This is a genomic window from Pseudomonas rhodesiae (genome assembly GCF_007858255.1).
Lineage (GTDB): Bacteria > Pseudomonadota > Gammaproteobacteria > Pseudomonadales > Pseudomonadaceae > Aquipseudomonas > Aquipseudomonas rhodesiae.
The window spans coordinates 38,865-60,248 of sequence record NZ_VFEU01000009.1 but is presented as its reverse complement, the minus strand read 5'-3'; the positions used below and the strand labels follow the sequence as shown (position 1 = coordinate 60,248).

Below are 21,384 nucleotides of genomic sequence, written 5' to 3'. Positions count from 1 at the left end.
GTTTGCTGCGTTGCAGGTCGAGCAAGCGCGGCCACTGCGCTTTAGCGTAGGCAAACGCCCACTGTTTTATTTGCAGGTCTATGGCAATAGGCTGCTATTGTCCTAAGACCTCATCTCCTCCTCATCGCCTGTGCGCGATTTTCTGTGAGCATGCTCTGCGACACGGTCATGAACGGTGTCGGGCCTGAACGTCATGGATCCGCCCTTGCGATGGATAAAAAAACCACCCACAGCCCGCCCGACCTGCAGTCACGCGCGGCCAAGATCGACGAATTCAAACGCCAGAAAAGCCTGATCAAGACCGGCGCGCTGCAAGACGCCATTTTCAATAGCGCGCACTTCTCCAGCATCGCCACTGACGAAAAAGGTGTGATCCAGATCTTCAACGTCGGCGCCGAACGCATGCTGGGCTACGCCGCCGCCGATGTGGTCAACCGCGTCACCCCCGCCGACATTTCCGATCCCGCCGAACTGATCACCCGCGCCGCCGCCCTCAGCCTGGAACTCGACACGCCGATCACGCCGGGCTTCGAAGCCTTGGTGTTTAAAGCCTCGCGCGGCATTGAGGACATTTACGAGCTGACTTATATCCGCCAGGACGGTAGCCGCTTGTCTGCGATGGTCTCGGTAACCGCACTGCGCAACCGCAGCGACACGCTCATCGGCTACCTGCTTATCGGCACCGACAACACTGCGCGCAAGCAGGTTGAGGCCGAACGCAAAGACTTCGAACGCGCCCTGGCAGACAAAAACCTGGAGCTGGAGCACGCCAGCCACATGAAATCCGAGTTCCTGGCGACCATGTCCCACGAACTGCGCACCCCATTAAACGCGGTGATCGGCTTTTCCGAGGCGCTCAAGGATGGGCTGGTCGGCGACATGACCGACACCCAGCGCGAATACATCGGCGACATTTTCACCAGCGGCCAGCACCTGTTGTCACTGATCAACGACATCCTCGATCTGTCCAAGGTCGAAGCCGGGATGATGGACCTGGAGCTGGAGCCCGTGGCGCTGGCCGATGTATTGGCCAACAGCTTGTTGATCGTGCGCGAGAAGGCCGCGTTGCAACGCATCCAGCTCAAGCTCGATAGCCCAGTGGACCTCGGCACACTGGTGCTGGATCTGCGCAAGACCAAACAGATCGTCTACAACCTGCTGGCCAACGCGGTGAAGTTCAGCGAGCACGGCAGTTGCGTGACCCTGGCGGTTCGTGAAGCCCCTCGCGAACAGGTCGGTCTGATTCCCGGCGACTGGCCCAGCCACGCTGATACCTTGCAGACCGGCGCGCACCGCACCTTCCTGGAGCTGAGCGTCAGCGACACCGGTATCGGCATCGCGGAAGAGGACATGGGCAAATTGTTCAAGGCCTTCAGCCAGATCGACAGTAGCCTGGCGCGCAAATTCGAAGGCACCGGGCTGGGCCTGGCCATGGTCAAGCAACTGACTGAGCTGCATGGCGGCAGTGTCGCGGTGGCCAGTCGCGAAGGCTTGGGTACGCGCTTCGTGGTGTGGTTGCCGCTGCATCGGACGACGGAGGCACCATGGCCCATATCCTGATCATCGAAGACAACGAAGCCAATATGCGCCTGGCCCGTTTGCTGTTGGTCAGTGCCGGCCACAGCGTGGTATGGGCCGCCGACGCCGAGTCCGGCCTGACCCTGGCCCGCGCGCAACAGCCGGCGCTGATCCTGATGGACATTCAGTTACCGGGCATGGACGGCCTGGCCGCCACCCGCGTGCTCAAGCAGGACGCCCTGACCGCGCATATCCCGGTCATCGCGCTCACCGCCATGGCCATGAAGGAAGACCGCGAAAAAACCCGCCTGGCCGGGTGCGACGCCTATGTGATCAAGCCTCTGCGCTATAAGGCGCTGTACCAGGTCATTGAAACGCTGCTCCACCCGCCCCCCACACCACTCGTATGAGTCCTCTCCATGGCCAGCTCACCCGCCACGCTGTTGATCGTTGACGACGAACCCCAGGTTCGCAAGTTGCTGGAAACCCTGCTGCAGCACGAGGGCTACCAGACCCTGAGCGCGGGCACCGGCGAGGAAGCCCTGCTTAGGGTGGCCGAGCAGCCGCCGGACCTGATCCTGCTGGACATCATGATGCCCGGCATGGACGGTTACGAAGTGGCTAACCAGCTCAAGGGCAACCCAGCCACCGCGACCATACCGATCATCATGCTCTCGGCCTTGAGTGAATCGAGTGCGCGCCTCAGCGGTCTGGAGACCGGCGCAGAGGAGTTCATCAGCAAACCGGTGGATCGTGTCGAGCTGTGGCTGCGGGTGCGCAACCTGCTGCGGCTCAAAGCCCATGGCGACCAGTTGAAACAGCACAGCGCGATGCTCGAACAACGCCTGCAACGGCACCACGATCAAACCGCACGCTCGAACGTCTACGACCCGGTGCGCCAGGACCTGGAAACCGCCTTGCGCCAAGCGGTGCAGCGCCAGGCGTTCGCCTTGCATTACCAACCCAAAGTGCACGTGGCCAGCGGTGAAGTCTGTGCCCTTGAGGCCCTGCTGCGTTGGGACCGGCCCGACTATGGGCCGGTGTCCCCGGCGGTGTTCGTGCCGATGCTGGAAAGCCTCGGCCTGATTGGCCAAGTCGGGCATTGGGTGATCGAGACTGTCTGCCGACAGATAGCGGCCTGGCAGCGTTGCGATATCGGCGCGGTGGAGGTGTCGGTGAACGTCTCCGGCCATCAATTGATCGAGGGCGATCTGATCGCAGAGATAGCCGACATACTGGCCGGCACCGGGGTTGCCGCCCATTGGCTGGAGTTGGAAATCACGGAAGGCACACTGATGGAGAACACCGCGCACAGCATCGTCAGCCTGCAACGCTTGCGTGCCATGGGCGTGAAAATCGCCATCGACGACTTCGGAACCGGCTATTCCAGCCTGGCCTACCTACGCCGCTTTCCCATCGACACGCTGAAAATCGACATTGCCTTTATCCGCGAAGTCACCAGTAACCCCCAGGACGCCGCGATTGTTCGGATCGTCATCCAACTGGCCCACAGCCTGGGCTTGCTGGCGGTGGCCGAAGGCGTCGAAACCCAGGCGCAATGGGCGTTTTTGAAAGAGGCCGGTTGCGATCAGATCCAGGGGTATCTGTTCAGCCGGCCGTTGCCGGTGGACACGCTGGAGCCCCTGTTAAGGAGGCGTTTGAAGTGAATGAGAAGTCAGAGATGCCCGATGTCGCCAGCAGCGCCCTCTTCATCCGCTTCGATCAGCGGCACCTCGGCGTCATCCATCAATGAACCCGGGTCTTCGTTACCTGGGTCGTTGAGTTCTTCATCCGGTTGATGAGCCATGATCGTCTCCTCTAACTAGCCGCCCTGGGTGTCGATGTCGGCGTCGGTTTCAGGCTTGGGCTCGCGCTCGGGCTTGAAGTCGGGGCTGTAGTCGTTGTCCTTGGGGTCGGGGGCAGGCTTGGGGTCCTTAGGGGCATCGGCGGCGGTGCCGGGTGCCGGCTCGCCACCGTCGATGGCGGGATCGTTACGGTCGCTGACTTGGGGATCGTTGCTAGTGCTCATGTTTCACCTCTGCGCAGTGATTGGGTAACTACAGCCTGCATAGACATAAGGTGCCGCGCCCTGCCCCGAAGTTCCGCCGGATTGCTCAACCGCCTGGGTTGTCGACCTGGATATAGAACGCATAAGCCCCCAGCAGAATCCAGAACACCATGAAAATCCACGGCGTGCGCACGGAAAACAGCAGGGACTTGCGATAGCCCTTGTGGGACGACTCGCGCTCGGAAAACAGCGGCGACTCGTCATAGGCCAGGCCCATCACCGGTTCGCTGTGCAGCAGTTGGCTCTGCTTGAAGTGCCAGTGATCGATGATGTCATACGCCGCGCGAATGCCCGGCCAGGCGTTGAGCGAGCTGAGAATGCCCAGCAGTGCCAGGAACAGCGGCACGATCAGGGTAAACAGCTTGCCCCACTCTGGGTTGAGGTTACCCATGCCTGACACGAAGGCAATCACCAGGAACGATTGGGCGGTGAGGTAAGCGTCGGTGCGGTTGGCCAGGATGGAGGTTTCGTACTGGATCTCGCGGCGATAGAAGTCCAGGCGGTCCTTGGGCGAACCGAAGATCTTGGCGCTGTGTTCGCTGTGGTCGTTCAGCGCCGCTTCCGGAGTGTGGGGGGAGATGATTCTGGGCACGGGGAGGGTCCACGGGGTGTATAGACCCCGTTAGAGGAACAGGCCGTGTGGGGAGTTCAAGTTTGTTGTGCACCGGGTTGGTGCGCGGCGTGTTGATTGAAGGTGGGGTGCACCTTTCTGGGGGGCTGGCGGGGCGCCGCTGCGCAGCCTGGCGCGAGCAGGCTCGCTCACTACGCGGGCGGATGTGTTGGAAGGTGGGGTTTCGGCACAGGCATTGCTTTATGGATTCATCTGTTTGGAAACAGGAGCATTCGTTACCCCCCCCACCCAGAGCCGACATCCTGAGAAAGTAAGGACCAGGCCCGCTGGCACCCCGCGCCACGGGCTCATAAAAACATGCGTTGTTCAAAACGGCAGTGCCGCTCGCGCAACCAAAGGCACTGACAAGGTACCGGAATGGCTCGATCTTTCTTTGATGAGATGAATGACGCAAACGGCGTGTGCCGTGCGCATTATCAGGATTTCTCCCGCTGGCTGGCCAATACGCCGCCGGAACTGCTGGCCCAGCGTCGTCGTGAAGCCGATCTGCTGTTTCACCGCGCCGGAATCACCTTCACCCTGTACGGCGACGAACAGGACACCGAGCGCCTGATCCCCTTCGACATCATCCCCCGCAGCATCCCTGCCAGTGAATGGCGCGTGATCGAGCGCGGGTGTATCCAGCGGGTCAATGCGCTGAACCTGTTCCTCGCCGACATCTATCACGATCAACGCATCATCAAGGCCGGGATCATTCCGGCGGATCAAGTGCTGGGCAACGAGGGTTACCAGAAAGCGATGGTCGGGCTGGACCTGCACCGCGATATCTACTCGCATATCTCCGGTGTCGACCTGGTGCGCGATGGCGACGGCACTTATTACGTGCTTGAAGACAACCTGCGTACCCCCAGCGGCGTGAGCTACATGCTCGAAGACCGCAAAATGATGATGCGCCTGTTCCCTGAGGTATTCGCCCGGCAGCGCATCGCGCCGGTGGATCACTACCCCAACCTGCTGCTCAAGACCCTCAAGAGTTCCAGCCGCCTCGACAACCCCAACGTGGTGGTGCTGACCCCTGGCCGCTTCAACAGCGCATTTTTCGAACATGCCTTCCTGGCCCGGGAAATGGGCGTGGAACTGGTGGAAGGCGCCGACCTGTTCGTGCAGGACCTGAAAGTGTTCATGCGCACCACCGACGGGCCCAAGGCGGTGGATGTGATCTACCGCCGTATCGACGATGCGTTCCTCGATCCGCAGGCGTTCAACCCCGAATCCATGCTCGGCGTGCCTGGCCTGGTGGCCGCCTATTGCGCCGGCAACGTGGTACTGGCCAACGCCATCGGCACCGGGGTGGCCGACGACAAGTCGATCTACCCCTATGTGCCGGACATGATCCGTTTCTACCTGAATGAAGAACCGGTGCTACAGAACGTGCCGACCTTTCAGTGCCGCAAACCGGCGGAGCTGTCTCACGTGCTGGCCAACCTTGAGCAACTGGTGGTCAAGGAAACCCAGGGCTCAGGCGGCTACGGCATGCTGGTCGGCCCGGCATCCAGCGCCGCCGAAATCGAGGACTTCCGCCAGCGCATCAAGGCCCGCCCCCACGCCTACATCGCTCAACCGACCCTGAGCCTGTCGACCTGCCCGACCTTTGTGGAAAACGGCATCGCCCCGCGGCATATCGACCTGCGCCCGTTCGTGCTGTCGGGCAAGGAGACCCGCCTGGTACCGGGCGGGCTCACGCGGGTGGCCCTCAAGGAAGGCTCGCTGATCGTCAACTCGTCGCAAGGCGGCGGAACCAAGGACACCTGGGTGGTGGAGGACTGAATCATGCTGAGTAGAACCGCCGCAGACCTGTATTGGATGTCCCGCTACCTGGAGCGCGCCGAAAACCTGGCGCGCATGCTCGAAGTCAGTTATTCGCTGTCGCTGATGCCCCAGGCCGGTCGCAGCGATGGCTTGGACGAACTGGCCATGTCGTTGCTCAGCAGCGGCACCCTGGACAGCTATCTGGAACGTCACACCCAACTGGACGCCGAGCGCATGCTGCACTTCTTCGCCCTTGACGAAGAAAACCCCGCCAGCATCTATAACTGCCTGCGCGCCGCGCGGGGCAACGCCCATGCGGTACGCGGACGTATCACCGCCGATATGTGGGAGAACCTCAACGCCACCTGGCTGGAAATGCGCAGCATCGCCGCCGGCGGCCTGGGCCGACACGGCATCAGCCACTTCTGTGACTGGGTCAAGCAGCGGTCGCATCTGTTTCGGGGGGCAACCTCGGGCACCATCATGCGCAACGATGCCTATCGCTTTATCCGCCTGGGCACGTTTGTCGAGCGCGCTGACAACACGTTGCGCCTGCTGGATGCGCGCTATGAGATGTTTGGCGAAGAATCGGAAGAAGTCAGCGACCTCTCGGCGCGCGGGTATTACCAGTGGAGCGCTCTGCTGCGTGCGTTGTCGTCGTTCGAAGCCTATACGCAGCTGTACCCGAACGCGCTGAATGCCCGCTCGGTCTCGGAGTTGCTGTTATTGCGCAGCGACGTGCCGCGTTCACTGCATGCCTGTGTCGAGGAACTGAACCACATCCTCGCCGACCTGCCCGGCAGCTACGGGCGCACGGCGCAACGCCTGGCGGCGGAGTTTGAAGCGCGGCTGCGCTACACCGGGATCGATGAAATTCTCGAAGACGGCCTGCACAGCCGCCTTACGGAGTTTATCGACACCGTGCGCGAATTGGCGCGGGCGATTCACAGCTCCTATCTCGAAGTGGTCTGAGGGCTCAGGGGCGGCCCAGGAAGTCGAGCAGCAGCGCATTCACCTGCGTGGCCTGCTCGTTCTGGATCCAGTGACCGCAGTGGGGCAACACATGCTGCTCCAACTGCGGCACGCAGTCGGGCATGCGTTTGAGTGTGTGGGCTTCGAAGACACCTACCGGATCGCGGTCGCCGATCAGGAACAACGTCGGCTGCATCACCTGCCGCCCGGCCAAGAACTCGGTGCGCTGCCAATTGCGCTCGAAATTTCGGTACCAGTTCAACGGGCCGCGAAAGCCATGTTCGGTGAAGGTCTGCACGTACACATCCAAATTTTCTTGGGAACACCAACCGGGCAGCGGACCCGGCACAGGCACGCCTTCAAGCAAGGTGGCGTCGGCAGGTTTTTGCTGAAGGAACACATCCTGATCCTGCATAAACAGCCGCAACGTCCGCTCGATATCGGCGTTCAGTTCGCGCTCGGCCACTCCAGGCGCCTGGAAATACAGAATGTAATTGAAGCGATCGGCATACAGCTCGCGCATGATCTCAATCACCGGCCGGCGCGCACGCCCGGCAAACGGTACCGACATTGTGATCAAGCGGGTGATGCGCTCAGGCTCAAGCAATGCCAAGTGCCAGGCCACCACTGCGCCCCAGTCATGCCCGACCATCACCACCTGGGTATGCCCGAAATGATCCATGGCCTGTTGGATATCGGCGCACAAGGTCAACAGGTCATAGGCAGCGATCTCGGCCGGCGAGCTGGATGGCCCGTAACCGCGCATCTGGGGCACGAACACTCGATAGCCTGCCGCAGCCAGGGCCGGGATCTGTTCGCGCCAGGAGTGCCAACATTCGGGAAAGCCATGGAGTAACCAGACGGGCGCGCCATTTTCCGGCCCGGCGATATGCACGCACAGTTCAATACCGTTGACCTTGAGGGTGCTCCGCTGGCTATCGTTCATGGTTGGCTTCCTTGTAGTGGCCCAGAATGCGAGGAAAGAGTGAGGGAGGTGCGGGATTTGCACCAGCATCATTTGCGCCAAATGCTCGGTCATCAGCGCCGCTCGGGGGCTGATAGCCAAGAACCGGGGTGCATGAGGTCAGGACGAAATTGCCCACCAGCTCGGCAACAACGGCCGTACCCGCGCCTCACCGAAACGATCGTCGATCAACATCACCACGCCTTGGTCCTGCTGGCTGCGGATAACCCTGCCGGCTGCCTGCACGACTTTTTGCAGGCCTGGATACAGATAGGTGTAGTCGTAGCCTGAACCGAAAATCGCGGCCATGCGCCGCTTCATCTGTTCATTGACCGGGTTCAGTTGCGGCAGGCCCAGGGTGGCGATAAATGCGCCGATCAAGCGCGCGCCGGGCAAGTCGATACCCTCGCCGAACGCGCCGCCGAGCACGGCGAACCCCACCCCTTGGCTATGTTCGGTGAACTGGTCGAGAAAGCCCTGGCGCTCAGCCTCGGCCATGCCCCGTGACTGCTGCCACAGCGGGATATGCGGGTGCTGTTCGGCCAGGCGCTGCGCCACTTGTTGGAGGTAATCGAAGCTGGAAAAAAACGCCAGGTAGTTACCGGGTTGTTGCGCGAATTGCTGGGCGATCAGCTCAACGATGGGGCCCACCGACGTCTCGCGATGCACGAATCGGGTCGAGATCTCATCGACAATGCGCACCCGCAATTGCTCGGCCTTGAACGGTGACGCCACGTCCACCCACGCCGTGTCCGCAGGCAAGCCCAGCAAGTCGGCGTAGTAATGGCGCGGGCTTAACGTGGCGGAAAACAACACGCTGCTGCGGGCAGCGGTCAGTCGTGGGCGGATGAACTCGGCGGGCACCACATTGCGCAGGCACAGGGTCGAGCTGCTGCGTTTGCCGCCCAAGGAGCGTTTAGTGATGTCGAAGATGAAGTGTTCGTTGAACAACTCGGCCACTTTGGCAAATTGCAGCGCGTCAAAGTAAAAAGCTTGCAGGTCGCCGGCCAGGGCATCGGGGTGATCGTTGAAATAATCGCCCATGGCACTCGCGCACAGGCTCAAGGCACTGAGCATTTTATCGGGCCTGGCGTCATAGGCCTGGTACGGCGCCACTTGCGCCTTGTGCAACGCGTTCCACTCGCGATTGAGGCGCTGCAAAGACTTTTTCAGGGCCTCGGGCGCCTCGTCGCGCAACGTCTTGAGGCGGTACTGATCAAGGCTGGCGCTGTACATCCCGCGCGCGCGCTCCACCAGGTTATGAGCTTCGTCCACCAGTACCGCGGCGCGCCATTGGTTGAGCTGGGCGAGGCCGAACAGCATGGCGCCGAAGTCGAAATAATAGTTGTAGTCGGCTACGACCAGGTCAGCCCAGCGCGCCATTTCCTGGCTCAGGTAATACGGGCAAACGTTGTGGGCCAGGGCGACCTCACGCAGATTGCGCTGGTCGAGCAGCCGTAGCTTGGCCGCAGCGCTACGTGCGGCGGGCAAGCGGTCGTAAAAACCTTTGGCCAAGGGGCAGGATTCGCCGTGACAGGCTTTGTCCAAGTGCTCGCAGGCTTTGTCCCGTGCCACCAGTTCCAGCACACGCACATGCAAGTCCGGGTTGCGGGTGAACAGCACCTGGGCGGCATCCAGAGCAAGCTTGCGCCCAGGGGTTTTGGCCGTGAGAAAGAACACCTTGTCCAACTGCTGCGGCGCCAACGCCTTGAGCAGCGGAAAAATCGTGCCGATGGTCTTGCCAATGCCGGTGGGCGCCTGGGCCATCAGGCACCGGCCGGTGCTGACGGCTTTGTACACCGACTCGGCCAGAACCCGCTGGCCGGGGCGAAAGTCGGCATGGGGGAAGCCAAGGTTCTGCGCCGCGCGGTCGCGCGCCTCTCGGTGATCCATCTCCCGGCGGGCCCAATCCAGGAACAGCGCACATTGCTGGTTGAAGAACGCTTCCAGAGCGTGGGCCTGGAAGCGCTGACTGAGCAGGGTTTCGCCCTCGCCAACGATATCGAAGTAGACCAGCGCCAGATCGATCTCTGTCAGCCCCAGTTTCTGGCACATCAGCCAGCCATACACCTTGACTTGAGCCCAGTGCAGTTGGCGATGGTTGGCGGGTTGGGCGTCGAGGTCGCCGCGGTAGGTTTTGACCTCTTCCAGGCGCTGGCTGTCCGGGTCGTAGCCGTCCGCCCTGCCCCGCACCTTGAGCTGCTGGTACTCGCCTTCCAGGGCCACTTCGTTCTGATAATGCGGGCTGCGGCGCGACGCTACGGTGCGGTGGCCGACGATCCCTTCCTGGGCGCTGGGCGACGGGGTGAAACGCAGGTCCAGGTCACCGACCTTGGCGGTGAACTCACACAAGGCACGTACCGCCACGCTGTAACTCAAGCCGGTTGCTCCGCCCAGCGCACGTAGCAGACCGTGACCGGCATCTGGTATTCGCCACAGAACTCCAGCCAGCGCAGTTGGTTGTCTTGCAGGCGGTCGCCGGGGCCTTTTACCTCGATCATGCGGTAGGTTTTTTGCGCCGGCCAGAACTGGATCAGGTCCGGCATGCCGGAGCGATTGGCGCGGATGTCCAACAGCAAGCGCTCGAACCAGTAGCGCAGGTGGGCGGCGGGCAGGCATGCGAGCGCTTGCTCCAGCAGCTCTTCGCTGAGCAGGTTCCAGAACACGAACGGCGACTGGATGCCCCATTTATCGCGGTAACGCTGGCGAATGGTGGTTTTGTAGCGCTCGTCCTGCAGTTGCTCGAAACAGGCGGCGAACAGCGGTGCGCGGCGTTGGTGGAAGTCTTCACTGTGCAGGTCCACCGGGCCACGCTGGAACGGGTGGAAAAACGCACCGGGCAATGGCGCGAAAATCACCTCCCAGCACAGCAGGCCGAACAGGGAATTGATCAGGCCATTTTCCACGTAATGCACCGGCGCGTCCGGCGCGCTGAGATGGGCCTGCACGCAGTATTCAACGGACATCTGCGGCTCGGGCAACGCCAGGTCCAGGTCCAGGCGCGTGACCGGACGCGGCTTGGGTTTGGGCAGCGCCGGTTCACCCAGTTTGCGCCGCAGGCGCGGCACCACACGCAGCAAGTGCTGCTGTTCGGCGGCGCTTTCCGGTGCCTGCTGCGCGGCGCTGGCCAGGGCCAAGGCTTGGACGTAATCCTCCTGGCGTTCCAGTACGCGGATCAAGCGCGCGCGGGCACCGGGGTAGGTGCAGGCGCGGTAGATCTGCTGCGCCAACGCCAATTCGGCGCTGCGTTCACAGGATTGGCCCACCTGGAACAACAGTTTGGCCCGACGCTTTTCCAGCCAGGGGTTGTCGGTACGCAGGCTGGCGATCCGAGCCAGGACCTCGTCCACGGCCTCGCCGCTTTCAAAGGCGTGCTGACACTGGTGCAGAAACAGATAGCCGTGCACGTCGTCACGGCTGCGCAGGCCACGGGACTCGGCGCAGAACTCGACTTTTTCATAGGTGTAGATGCCCAGGTCCGCCAATACGAATTCGGACCAGTCCTGATGCAAATTGCCAAAGAACATCAGGCGCAGGCGGTCGCACAATTCCATCACCGTGAGGCTGTACAGCGTGTCGGCCAGGTCCGGGCACCACTGCGCAAAACTGCGCGGCTCGTTGAATCGCGCAGTCAACCCTTCCAGCCAGTCGGCTTTCTTGCCTTTGGGTTGTTCGATCCAGGGTTTGAACGCACTGAGCAATTCACCCTTTTGCAGCAGCGCGAACAGCTCCTCAATGGCCAGCAGACAGTGGCCGTCCACCCAGCCCAGCGCCAATAACGGCGCGGCGGCCGCATGGGGGCAACCTATCTCGACATAGTTGAGTTTGCCCGCACGAAAGTGCACGCCTTTGCGCATCACCATACGCACCAACAGAGCCTGGGAAGGCTGCGGCAACCTGTCGAATTGCTGAATGAAATGCTGTTCGTCAGTATCGAGCAAATCGGCATAGCGCTGCCCCAGCCAATGCAGGACCTGGCGGAAGTTATGCAGGTAGTAGAGCGGATCGTCGAGGGGGTTGGCCATGGCGCGCGGTGATCAAATACTGGTTATGCATACAGAGTGCCGTCGCCGTGGCTGTGTTGCAATCGGTAATAGATAAATGGCGCACGCAACTTTTTGTATAAAAGTGATCTGATGGGGAAGCCGATGGCGTAACATTTATACCCCGCTGCGTCTGGCGCGGGACTTTTCAAGGTTAAAGGTAAGGGTTATGAACATGAAGAATCTGGGTCTGCCGCTGGTTGCGCTCACTTTTCTGGCACTGGCCGGTTGCGCCACGCAAACCGTCGTCACTTTGCAAAACGGCACGCAATACCTGACCAAAGACTCACCTAAAACCAAAACCGCAGACGGGTTCTACGAATTCACCGATATCGCCGGCAAGCGCATCCGCGTCAAAGCCGATGACGTGGCCACCGTCCGCAAAGAAGACTGATCCCAACGCGCAAAAGCGCCAGTCTGAAGGAAAGCACACTGTGGAAGGGGGACCAAGGTGGGAGGGGGCTAGCCCCCGGTAGCGCCCAACCAGCCCCCTCCCTGCCCCTTCAGCCGATCACAACCCCCTCCCCCAACACCCCGCTAACGCCCACTAACGTCACCGAATCCGCCCCGAAACTGATCACCGTATCCCCACCCACCACCTTGGCGTGATCACGGTAATCCCCGCTGCCCGCCACACCCTCGAACACGAGTTTATCCGTCGGCTGATAACCGATAATCCGATCCTGCCCAAACTGGCCGCTGAACAAGAAGGTGTTATGCCCGCTGCTGTCGCGGATCGTGTCATTGCCCTTGCCGCCTTCGATAAAGTCCGCGCCCTTGCCGCCCTGGATCAGATCATCGCCATCGCTGCCAATGATAAAAGTGTCGCCTGTGTGCGGTTCGGCGTTGCGGTTCAAGTCCTGCACCCAAGTGGTGGCCCGTGCCGGGTCGGATAGATTGGCCACGATAATCGTCGAGTCCCGGTTCATCTGTTCATAGAACCCTGACTCCAGAATGCGCCCCATGCCGTCGCCGTAGCCGGTCGGCAAGTGCGAGATCCAGGTCGGCAGATTGGCGATGGAAAACGGCAGCACATTCCACAGGGTCGAGGCGTAGTGATCGTTGAAGCTGACAATGTTGTCAGTGGTGGACTCGTGGGGTTTGTCGTGAATACCGAGCGTCGACAGGTTGGCGGATGAGCCGTCCAAAGCGCGGAACACCGGGTCGTTTTCGTAGCCGATATTAAGCACCTTGTCGCTGGCACTCTGGGTCGGTGAGGCGTAGGCCAAGTAGTTGGCGTCCTTATAGAACCCGGACCACTTGGCGTCGCTCAAGTCGGCCATGCTGTTGACCGCCAGGCCGCCGAGGCTATGGCCGCTGACCAGCACATCCTGGCCGCTCAGACCGTGGGCCGCCGCATACTCGGCGACGTTCTTGAGCAAGCCGCCGAATGCTTCGCCGGCGTAGTTCTTCGCGTAATCCTTGGGACCCAGCGCCGCAAGCAGGTCGCTGACCAGATCACCGATGGAGTCGGTGATCAGTGTTTCCCTTGGGCCAGACGTGCCGCGAAAACCGATGCCGATTTCCTGCAACTGGCCCGCGTCATCGTACTTGCCCAGCACCTCGACCTGGGCCGTGGTATAGCCGGCCTTTTCGCCGAAGAACGTGCCCCGGGCGTCGACCTTGCCGGTATACCCGAGTGTGCTGGCGCTGATGGGCGTCCAGCCGGCCTTCTGCACCGCTTCGAGCGCGGCCTTCTCCGAATCCGGGTTCCAGGGAATGCCTGGGATCACACCCTGGGAGTCCGTACTGCCGAGCAATGCGCCGACCAGAATAGCCGGCAAGCCGACGCCCAGGCCATTGTGCTGGTAGCCCACGGCAAAGCCGTTATCCAGGTTGTGGTAGGTATACAACGTGATCGCCATGGCATCGGCAAACAACGCTTTGGAGCCCTCGGCCCCAAGGTTTTTATAGTCAAACACGCCCATGATATTGCCTCTCTTGTTGTTAAATTTATCGAGAACGTCCATCACCCTCTAAACGCTTGCCCTGGTAGTGAGCGGGCTTGCCACAGCAAACCCGCTCTCGGCTCAGAATGCCCAGTCGAGGCTCAAGCCCACGCCATGCACCTTGTCTTTGCTCGCCAACAGGCCGTTGTAGTCAAAATTCACCCGCGCGTCCTTGCTCAACGCCAGGCTTACGCGAGCGCCCACCAAGGCCGCATCACGGACCATCGGCGCACTTTCCACGGCAAACGACGGACCGCCCGAGGCAAATGCCAGGTGCTGTTCGGCGTCCACGCTGCTCAGGTTGTGCTGCCAGCCCAAGGTGCCGGACACCTCAAGTGTCTGGTGATCATTGACGTTGAAGGTTTTCAGGGCGCGCATACCGAGGGTGCTGAGCACCAGGTCGCGGCGGTCGTCACGGGTTTTCAGCGCGGCGGCGTCGCCTTTTTCGGTGACGCCATCGGTGTCCAGATGCACATAGGCCAAGTTGGCAAACGGCTCCAGCGCCAGCGGTTGCAGGTTGACGCGGTACGCCGCTTCGCCGAACACCTGGGTGCTGCGCGCATCGACTTTGGCTTTCTGCTTGCCAGCCACTTCACCGTATTGCAGGTCGCGTTTCACATCGGCGCGATGCCAGCTGTAGGTAGCGCCGCCGCTCAGGCGCCAGGCGCCGATCTCATGCCCGGCGTACGCACCGAAGTGGTAGCTGTCCACCGCTGCCCGCGAGTGGGTGCCACTGCCCATATTCAGCGAGGTGTCGCTGTAACCGGCGACCAAACCCAGGCGGGTGTCGTCATCCAGCGCGCCGTCGACCCCGGCGAGCATGCCGCCGATGGAGGTGGTATAGCCTGCGGTGTCGCTGCGGCTGTCGGTCTTGCCCCATGCGCCCAGTGCCTTGACCCACACGTTGCCACGGCTGTCGACAGTCTGGCTGGTGGCGCCCATCTCGCCGTTCTGCAAGCGCTCGCCCACGGCTTCGCGCAGGTAGCGGCTGTCATTGAGCAGTGCCGTCTGCAGCGCCGGGTAGATTTCACCGGACAATTGCTGGAACGCGTCCTGCGCCGAAGCGGCATTCGGCGCGGTCAGCAGGCTCTCATACACCGCATTGCCCGCCCCTAATTGCTCAGCGGCAGCCGCAACGGCGCGTTGGTTATCGGTAACCGCGGCACTGGCGAAGCTGTTGGCATTGCGCACTACATCCAGTTGCACGCCCGAGGCGGCGTAGTCCAGGGTGCCGCCGATAAACAGATAATCCGGCAGAACCGCGCCAAAGCTGCCGTTGATACCCCCAGCGGCTTGCAGGATGTTGTATTGGCGACCGATCAGGCTCTGCGCCTGGGCGCCGCTGAGCAGAGTCGGGCTGTTTTCCAGAGCCAGGGTCACAGTGCCGCCGTTGAGGGTGGCGGTACCACCGGCCACGATGCGATCACTGCTGGTAGGAGACAGTTCCACCGCATAGGTCGAGCCGGGCTCGAAGGTTACGTCACCGGCCACATTCAGCGTACCGATGGAGTTACCCGGCGCCACCGTGCCGCCGCGGGTTGCCAGCAGCGAGCCGACGCGACCGGAGCCGCCCAGCACACCGCTCTGCCCGACGGTCACAGCCGATGTCACCGAACCGTTGATCGCCAGCAGCCCCTGGTTCACCAGGGTCGGGCCGCTGTAGGTGTTGGTGCCGGTGAGCACCAAGGCGCCGATGCCCTGTTTGGTCAGGCCGCCATGCCCGCTGATGTTATTGCTCCATACATCCAGGCCGCAGTGCACGTCGTTGCAGACGCGCTGGGTCGGTTTGCCGGCATCTACTACCGCGCCGATGCCCGGCAAGTCCGCAACGAACTGGCCGCTGCCATACGCGCCGTCGATACGGAATTCGGCAGGAATGTCCTCTGCGGTAACGAACATCCCCGGGCCGTTGACCGCCTTGCCCAGGTTGATCATGCCCCAGCCATACAACGAGTCGATGCCCGGCGCGCCCAGATCTGTGGCGGTGGTTTTCAGCAGCGTGGAGATCTGCTCGCCATTCATATACGGGAAGCGTTCCATCAACACCGCCGCGCTACCGGCCACATGAGGCGCAGCCATGGACGTGCCGTTGAAGTTGGCGTAGTCGGTGGTGAGGTTGTCCAGGCTGGTGCCGTTGATCACCGAGCTGTAGATCTTGGTGCCCGGTGCCGACACGCAAAAACTCGCCGCGTAACCGCAGCGCGACGAGAAGGTGCTGATCACATACGGATTGGCGCTGCTGGTATCCGGATTTTGCTGCAATGCGGCCACGGAGAGCCAGTTCGGCGCGATGTCCGGCACAAAGTACGCCAGGCCCGAGATCGCGTCCGGGTTGTTGCGGTTGTAATCGTTGCCAGCGGCGAAGATGGTCAGCACCCCGCTGCGCGCGGCATTGATCGCACCGTCATAGGCACCGCCGCCCAGGGTGCCGAGGATCGGCCGGATATTGTCGAACTGCGCCTGGGCTTCGTTGACGGTGAAATTCGGGTACGCCGGGTCGCGGCCTCCCTGGGCGTATTGGTCACCGATTCCGATGCCCCAACTGTTGTTGATAATGCGCGCGCCGCTGGCCACCAGAGCGTCCCAGCCGGCTTTGTAGACCGCGCCGTCGTTGCCCAGGATGATCCCGTCTTCCGGCCCAGGATCGCCGTTCTCGGCACTGATGATTTGCGCATTGAACGCCACGCCGTGCATCGGCCCGCCATCGCGGTTGCCGGCGGCAATACCGCCGACGTGGGTGCCGTGGTTGCCCAGTTTGCCGTTGGAGCCAAGGGACGGTGTGCCGTCATAGCGAAACGCGTCGCCGGCTTTGACCGGAATATACGGGTCGGTGTATTGACGAATGCCCTCGGTGACAATCGTCACCACCTTGCCGGGGCTGGCGAACTCCGGGTGCTGGGCGTACACCGGCTGGTCGAAGATCCCCAGTTTGACGCCCTTGCCGGTGTAGCCGGCGGCATAAGCGCTGTCGGCGTTGACGGCGCCCAGGCCCCAGTCGGCCTTGAATTCGTTGCTGCGCCAACTCGCCGCGTCGCCCAGCTTGCCGGTTTCTACATAAGGTGCGGCCTGGGCCGTCCCCAGGCTGGCCAGTACGGCGGTGATGACCCCTGATTTGCGTATATTCACGGTGACCTTCCTTAGTTTTCTTATTGCAGGTGTGTAGATCGCTTCAGAACTGCCAGTTCAAACTCAGGCCCACGCCTTGGGTGTTTTCACGCCCAGCCAGTTGGCCGTGGTAATCCAGGTTGACCCGCGTCGATGCACTCAGCGCCAGGCTGGCCTGCACACCTACCAGTGCGGCATCGCGCAACAGCGGCGAACTGCGCACGGCGAACGAAGGCCCGCCGGCGACAAACCCCAGGTGCTCTTCGGATTCGACGGCGGTAAGGCTGTGCTGCCAGCCCAGCGAACCGGAGAGTTCCAGCTGCTGGTGGTCATTGAGCGCGACGGTTTTCAACACGCGTGTGCCCAGGGTGCTGAGTACCGCGTCGCGACGGTCGCTGCCGCGTTGCAGCGCGGCGGCGTCGCCTTTTTCGTGCAAGCCATCGCTGTCCAGGTGCACATAGGCCAGGTTGGCGAACGGTTCCAGCGCCAGCGGTTGCAGTTGAATGCGATACGCCGCTTCGGTGAACAGCTGGGCCGTGCGCGCCTCCAGCTTGGCTTTCTGTTTGCCGCTGACGTCGCCGTATTGCAGGTCGCGCTTCACATCGCCGCGATGCCAGCTGTAGGCAGCGCCGCCGGTCATGCGCCAGTTGCCCCACTCCCGCCCGATATAGGCGCCGAAGTGGTAGCTGTCGATGGAAGCCGATGAGTGCGTGCTGCTACCCAAGCTCAGGGAGCTGTCGCTGTAGCCGGCGACCAAGCCGACACGGGTCTGCTCGTCCAGTGCGCCGTCCACACCGGCCAGCACGCCGCCAAGGGAGGTGGTGGCACCCGCCGTTTCGCTGCGCGCATCGGTCTTGCCCCAGGCACCCAGCGCCTTCAGCCACAGGTTGCGCTCGCCGCTGGTGGGTACATGGCGCAGCCGTTCGCCCACCGCATCGCGCAATTGCAGGCTGTCGTTGATCAGCATCGCGCCGATCGCCGGGTAGATCTCCCCCGACAACTGCTGTAGCCCCTGTTGCGCGGCGGCCAGAGACTCGCTGCGCACCATGCTTTCGTACACCGGGTTACCCGCGCCCAGTTGCTCGGCGGCGGTGGCCACGTTGCGTTGGTTACGCGTGGCGCCGACGCTGGCGAAACGGGCGTCGTTGCGCACCACTTGCAACTGCACACCGCCGGCGGCGTAATCGAGGCTGCCACCGAGGAACAGGTAGTTGGGCAGCACCTGACCGAACTGGCCTTCGATACCGCCAGCGGCCTGGAGGATGCTGTACTGGCGACCGATCAGACTCTGCGCCTGTGCACCGCTGAGCAAGGTCGGACTATTTTCCAGGGCCAGGGTCAGCGTGCCGCCGTCGAGCAGCGCCTTGCCGCCCGCCACGATGCGGTCGCTGCTGCTGGGGGTCAGCTCCACAGCATAGGTGGAGCCTGCGCCCAGCGTCACATCGCCGGCCACTTGCAGGGTCCCCACGGAGTTGCCCGGCGCCACCCGGCCTCCGCGATTAACCGTCAGCGCGCCAATACGCCCCGAGCCGCCGAGGGTACCGCTGTCGTTGACGCTCACGGCCGAGGTCAATGTGCCGTTTACCGCCAGCAGGCCGCCGTTGACGGTGGTCGCGCCGCGATAGGTGCTGTCGCCGTTGAGCACCAGGCTGCCGGCGCCGGATTTGATCAGGCTGCCTTCATAGACACGCGTCGCGGCAGCCTGGTCGCGGGCGTTGCCGACCCCATAGTCGGTCTGGTCCTGCTGGCTGGCATTGGCGCCGACGCCGTTCTGCCAGCCTTTATCGATCAGGGTCTGCTGCCAGGCGACGTGTTCGGCGCGGTCCTCGGCCTGGCGCTGGATCAGCGCCTGGTCGCTGATGCCATTGCTCCACACATCGGCCTGCCCGGCCGCCAGGTTGACGTTCATCGCCCCCAGCAATTGCCCCGGCCCGTGCATCGCCCGGCCGAGGTCGGGGACGCCCCAGCCAACCGTGGTGTTGGGCGCCTGGGTGATCGAGCCGTCGAGCTGGGTGGCGGTGGTCAATAGCACCTGCAACGCCTGTTCATTAGTCATGTAGGGGTAGCGTTGCATCACCAGCGCCAGGGCGCCGGTGGCATGGGGCGCCGACATCGATGTGCCGGATTTGACCCCGTAGCCACCGTCGGGAATGGTGCTGTTGATCAGCGCGCCCGGCGTGGAAATACACCAGTACTTGGCGATTCCGCACTTGTTGTATTTCTGGTTATTGGCTTTATCCAGCCCCGAGACGGCCAACCAATGCCCCTCCAACTCCGGCTGAAAATACGGCAGCGCCGAGCGCACGCTAGCGTTCGCATAACCACTGTTGCCGGCGCTGAACACATTGATCACGCCGGCCTTGGCTACGTCTGCGGCTGCATCCAGCCAAGTGCTGCGGTTGTAGTGTTGGGCGTAGGCGGCGTGCAGGTCGCCGAGGGTCTGGTAGCTGACATCCTTGGGCTGGCTGCCCCAGCTGTTGTTGATCGCGCGCACGCCGGAATCCACCAGGGCGCTGTACACCGCCTTGAAGTACTTGGGGTCAGGGGTCGGGCCGAACAGGAAACTGTCGTTGGCGTTGGTGTTGCCCACATAGATCTGGGCGTTGTAGGCCACGCCGTGCATGCCCACGCCATCGCGCGCCGCGCCCAGAGTGCCAGTGACGTGGGTGCCATGGGAGTCGTTGTTGGGGTTCAGCGCGCCAGTGGTGTTAAACGGAGTGCCATCCACGTAAGTGCCGGTGGCGGTGACCGGGTGGAATCGGGCTTTGTCAGCTTCCGGGTGGTTGGCATCGTAGCCCGAGTCCAGCGCGCCGATCTTCACCCCACTGCCGTCGATACCGGCGGCGTAGGCTTCGTTGGCGTGCAGGCGGTCCAGGCCCCAGTCGCTCAGGTACTCGGCTGAGCGCCAACTGGCCGGGTTACCGGGCTGGCCGGCCTCCAGGTACTGCGCCTGGGCCGTCATGGACAATAGCAACAGCGAACCGGCGGTGAAGGGTTTGAAACGCAAGGAGTCAGTGCTCATCAAACGGTGTCCTTATTGTTATGGGCGTGGGTTCACCGGGCCGAAGGCCTCGTCGACTTTGGCCAGATCGGTATCACGCAAGTTGCCCGCGTAGTAATGCAATTTGGTCCAGGCCATGAGGTAGTCGTAGCGCGCCTGGGCCAGGTCGCGGCGGGTGCTGTAGAGCTGCTGCTCGGCGTTCAGCGCGTCGAGGTTGACCCGCTCGCCACCGAGGATGCTTTGCTGGGTCGACACCACCAGGGCTTCGGCAGACGCCAGGGCCTTCTGGTACGCGCGCAGCTTGCTCACCCCTGACAGGCACGCGCTGAACTGGCGCCGCAGTTCGATCAGGGTTTCGCGGGTCTTGCCTTCCAGCTCGTATTCGGCCTGTTCCATGGCGCGGCTGGCCTGGCGCGTGGACGCCGACACGCCGCCGCCGGCATACAGCGGCACGCTGACTTCCACGCCGATGGTGTTGGTGTCGTAGCGCTGGTTGTAGGTGTTGCCGCTGTCGGACTCTTGCTGGCGCGAACTGGCATAGGCCGTGATCTTGGGCAAGTGCCCGGCGCGGTTGCGCTCCACTTCGTAACGCGCCACTTCCAGGGCCTGGCGCTGGGACGCCAACACCGGGTTATTGCTGATCGCCAGCTCATGCCAGGTGTCGTAATTGGCCGGGGTCAGGGTGAAGGCGGCGAACCCTTGATTCAGCGGCGCCAGGTCATGGATGTCGACGCTCGGCACGCCGATCAACGCGCCCAGTTCGCGCAGTGAGGCGTCCTGCTCATCCAGGGCCTGGATCTCCTCGGCGGTAGCCAGCTCATAGCGCGATTCGGCTTCCAGGATATCGGTGCGAGTACCCTCGCCTTGCTGGAACAGGTGCCGGTTCTGCTGGAATTGCTGCTCAAAGGCTTTTTTCTTGGCCCGCGCGATGTCGATCTGGTCCTGGGCGAACAGCGCCTGGGTGTAATAGGTCAGCACCCGCACCAGCAAGGCCTGGCTCTTGTCGCGAAAGCTTTCGTCGGCGAACAGCGCCTGAGCCACGCCTTTGCGGTAGTTGGCGTAAGCCTCGTAGTCGAACAACGGCTGTTGCAGGCTGAAGGTGGAGCCGTAGCTGTTGTAGTTGCGGTCGTCGTGATAATTGCCGCCACGGCCGTCAGGCAAGGTGGCCTGGGAGTTGTTGCGCCCCTTGTTGTAGTTGTACGACAGCCGTGGCAGCAGCCCGGCGCGGCCAATGGTGCGGTTTTCCAGGCCGGCGTCGCGCTCCTTGATGGCGCCGAGAAACACCGGGTCATTGCGCAGGGCCTGCTCGTACACATCGAACGGGCCCATAGTCGCCTGGGCGTTGGCGCAGGTGAGCAGCAAGGCGAAGAACAGGGTTCTCATG

General features: G+C 62.4%; 16 protein-coding genes. 6 read left to right on the top strand and 10 right to left on the bottom strand.

Annotated elements, in window-relative coordinates; all coding sequences use genetic code 11:
- Positions 1–210: 210 nt before the first annotated feature.
- From FIV35_RS15320 to FIV35_RS15310, 3 genes are read left to right on the top strand one after another with little or no spacing between them, the layout of a single operon-like run.
- Entirely contained in the window at positions 211–1,560 is a 1,350-nt protein-coding gene (locus FIV35_RS15320) for a sensor histidine kinase (RefSeq protein ID WP_034138110.1), read from the top strand.
- Positions 1,545–1,928, top strand: a complete 384-nt coding sequence (locus FIV35_RS15315; RefSeq protein ID WP_034113684.1) for a response regulator — start codon at positions 1,545–1,547, stop codon at positions 1,926–1,928. The genes FIV35_RS15320 and FIV35_RS15315 overlap by 16 nt, the downstream gene beginning before the upstream one ends.
- 9 nt (positions 1,929–1,937) lie before the next feature.
- Complete coding sequence (locus FIV35_RS15310) at positions 1,938–3,185, top strand: EAL domain-containing response regulator (protein WP_034138111.1); 1,248 nt, start codon at positions 1,938–1,940, stop codon at positions 3,183–3,185.
- A gap of 8 nt (positions 3,186–3,193) precedes the next feature.
- Here the strand turns inward: FIV35_RS15310 and FIV35_RS30105 are convergent, their stop codons facing one another.
- The 3 genes from FIV35_RS30105 to FIV35_RS15300 all read right to left on the bottom strand — a co-directional run bounded on the left by FIV35_RS30105 (position 3,194) and on the right by FIV35_RS15300 (position 4,178).
- The gene (locus FIV35_RS30105; RefSeq protein WP_259444982.1) at positions 3,194–3,325 is read right to left on the bottom strand and encodes a hypothetical protein; all 132 of its coding nucleotides are present in this window, start codon (positions 3,323–3,325) and stop codon (positions 3,194–3,196) included.
- A gap of 15 nt (positions 3,326–3,340) precedes the next feature.
- Entirely contained in the window at positions 3,341–3,547 is a 207-nt protein-coding gene (locus FIV35_RS15305; protein WP_034138112.1) for a hypothetical protein, read from the bottom strand.
- A gap of 85 nt (positions 3,548–3,632) precedes the next feature.
- A complete protein-coding gene (locus FIV35_RS15300; protein ID WP_034138113.1) occupies positions 3,633–4,178 on the bottom strand; it encodes a hypothetical protein in 546 nt (181 codons plus the stop codon).
- A gap of 396 nt (positions 4,179–4,574) precedes the next feature.
- On the opposite strand from FIV35_RS15300, the gene FIV35_RS15295 reads away from it, so the two are divergent.
- Complete coding sequence (locus tag FIV35_RS15295; RefSeq protein ID WP_034097813.1) at positions 4,575–5,984, top strand: circularly permuted type 2 ATP-grasp protein; 1,410 nt, start codon at positions 4,575–4,577, stop codon at positions 5,982–5,984.
- 3 nt (positions 5,985–5,987) lie between these two features.
- The gene (locus FIV35_RS15290; RefSeq protein WP_034097812.1) at positions 5,988–6,938 is read left to right on the top strand and encodes an alpha-E domain-containing protein; all 951 of its coding nucleotides are present in this window, start codon (positions 5,988–5,990) and stop codon (positions 6,936–6,938) included.
- Between the two features lie 4 nt (positions 6,939–6,942).
- Here FIV35_RS15290 and FIV35_RS15285 read toward each other — a convergent pair whose 3' ends face one another.
- From FIV35_RS15285 to FIV35_RS15275, 3 genes are all read right to left on the bottom strand, one after another.
- On the bottom strand, positions 6,943–7,884 hold the full coding sequence (locus FIV35_RS15285; RefSeq protein ID WP_034138114.1) for an alpha/beta fold hydrolase: 942 nt from the start codon (positions 7,882–7,884) through the stop codon (positions 6,943–6,945).
- Between the two features lie 138 nt (positions 7,885–8,022).
- Positions 8,023–10,281 carry an ATP-dependent DNA helicase gene (locus tag FIV35_RS15280; protein ID WP_034138115.1) on the bottom strand — a complete coding sequence of 753 codons (2,259 nt, stop codon included), beginning with the start codon at positions 10,279–10,281 and terminating at the stop codon, positions 8,023–8,025.
- Positions 10,278–11,927, bottom strand: a complete 1,650-nt coding sequence (locus FIV35_RS15275) for a VRR-NUC domain-containing protein (RefSeq protein WP_034138116.1) — start codon at positions 11,925–11,927, stop codon at positions 10,278–10,280. The genes FIV35_RS15280 and FIV35_RS15275 overlap by 4 nt, the downstream gene beginning before the upstream one ends.
- Before the next feature lie 187 nt (positions 11,928–12,114).
- On the opposite strand from FIV35_RS15275, the gene FIV35_RS15270 reads away from it, so the two are divergent.
- The gene (locus FIV35_RS15270; RefSeq protein WP_034097805.1) at positions 12,115–12,339 is read left to right on the top strand and encodes a YgdI/YgdR family lipoprotein; all 225 of its coding nucleotides are present in this window, start codon (positions 12,115–12,117) and stop codon (positions 12,337–12,339) included.
- Between the two features lie 109 nt (positions 12,340–12,448).
- Here the strand turns inward: FIV35_RS15270 and FIV35_RS15265 are convergent, their stop codons facing one another.
- From FIV35_RS15265 to FIV35_RS15250, 4 genes are all read right to left on the bottom strand, one after another.
- Positions 12,449–13,873 carry a polyurethane esterase gene (locus tag FIV35_RS15265; RefSeq protein WP_034138117.1) on the bottom strand — a complete coding sequence of 475 codons (1,425 nt, stop codon included), beginning with the start codon at positions 13,871–13,873 and terminating at the stop codon, positions 12,449–12,451.
- Positions 13,874–13,975: 102 nt separating this feature from the next.
- Complete coding sequence (locus FIV35_RS15260) at positions 13,976–17,020, bottom strand: autotransporter serine protease (RefSeq protein WP_034138118.1); 3,045 nt, start codon at positions 17,018–17,020, stop codon at positions 13,976–13,978.
- Between the two features lie 43 nt (positions 17,021–17,063).
- Complete coding sequence (eprS, locus tag FIV35_RS15255; protein WP_034138119.1) at positions 17,064–20,021, bottom strand: autotransporter serine peptidase EprS; 2,958 nt, start codon at positions 20,019–20,021, stop codon at positions 17,064–17,066.
- Between the two features lie 18 nt (positions 20,022–20,039).
- Positions 20,040–21,383 (bottom strand): TolC family outer membrane protein, encoded by a 1,344-nt coding sequence (locus tag FIV35_RS15250; protein WP_034138120.1) that lies wholly within the window; start codon positions 21,381–21,383, stop codon positions 20,040–20,042.
- Position 21,384: the final 1 nt, after the last annotated feature.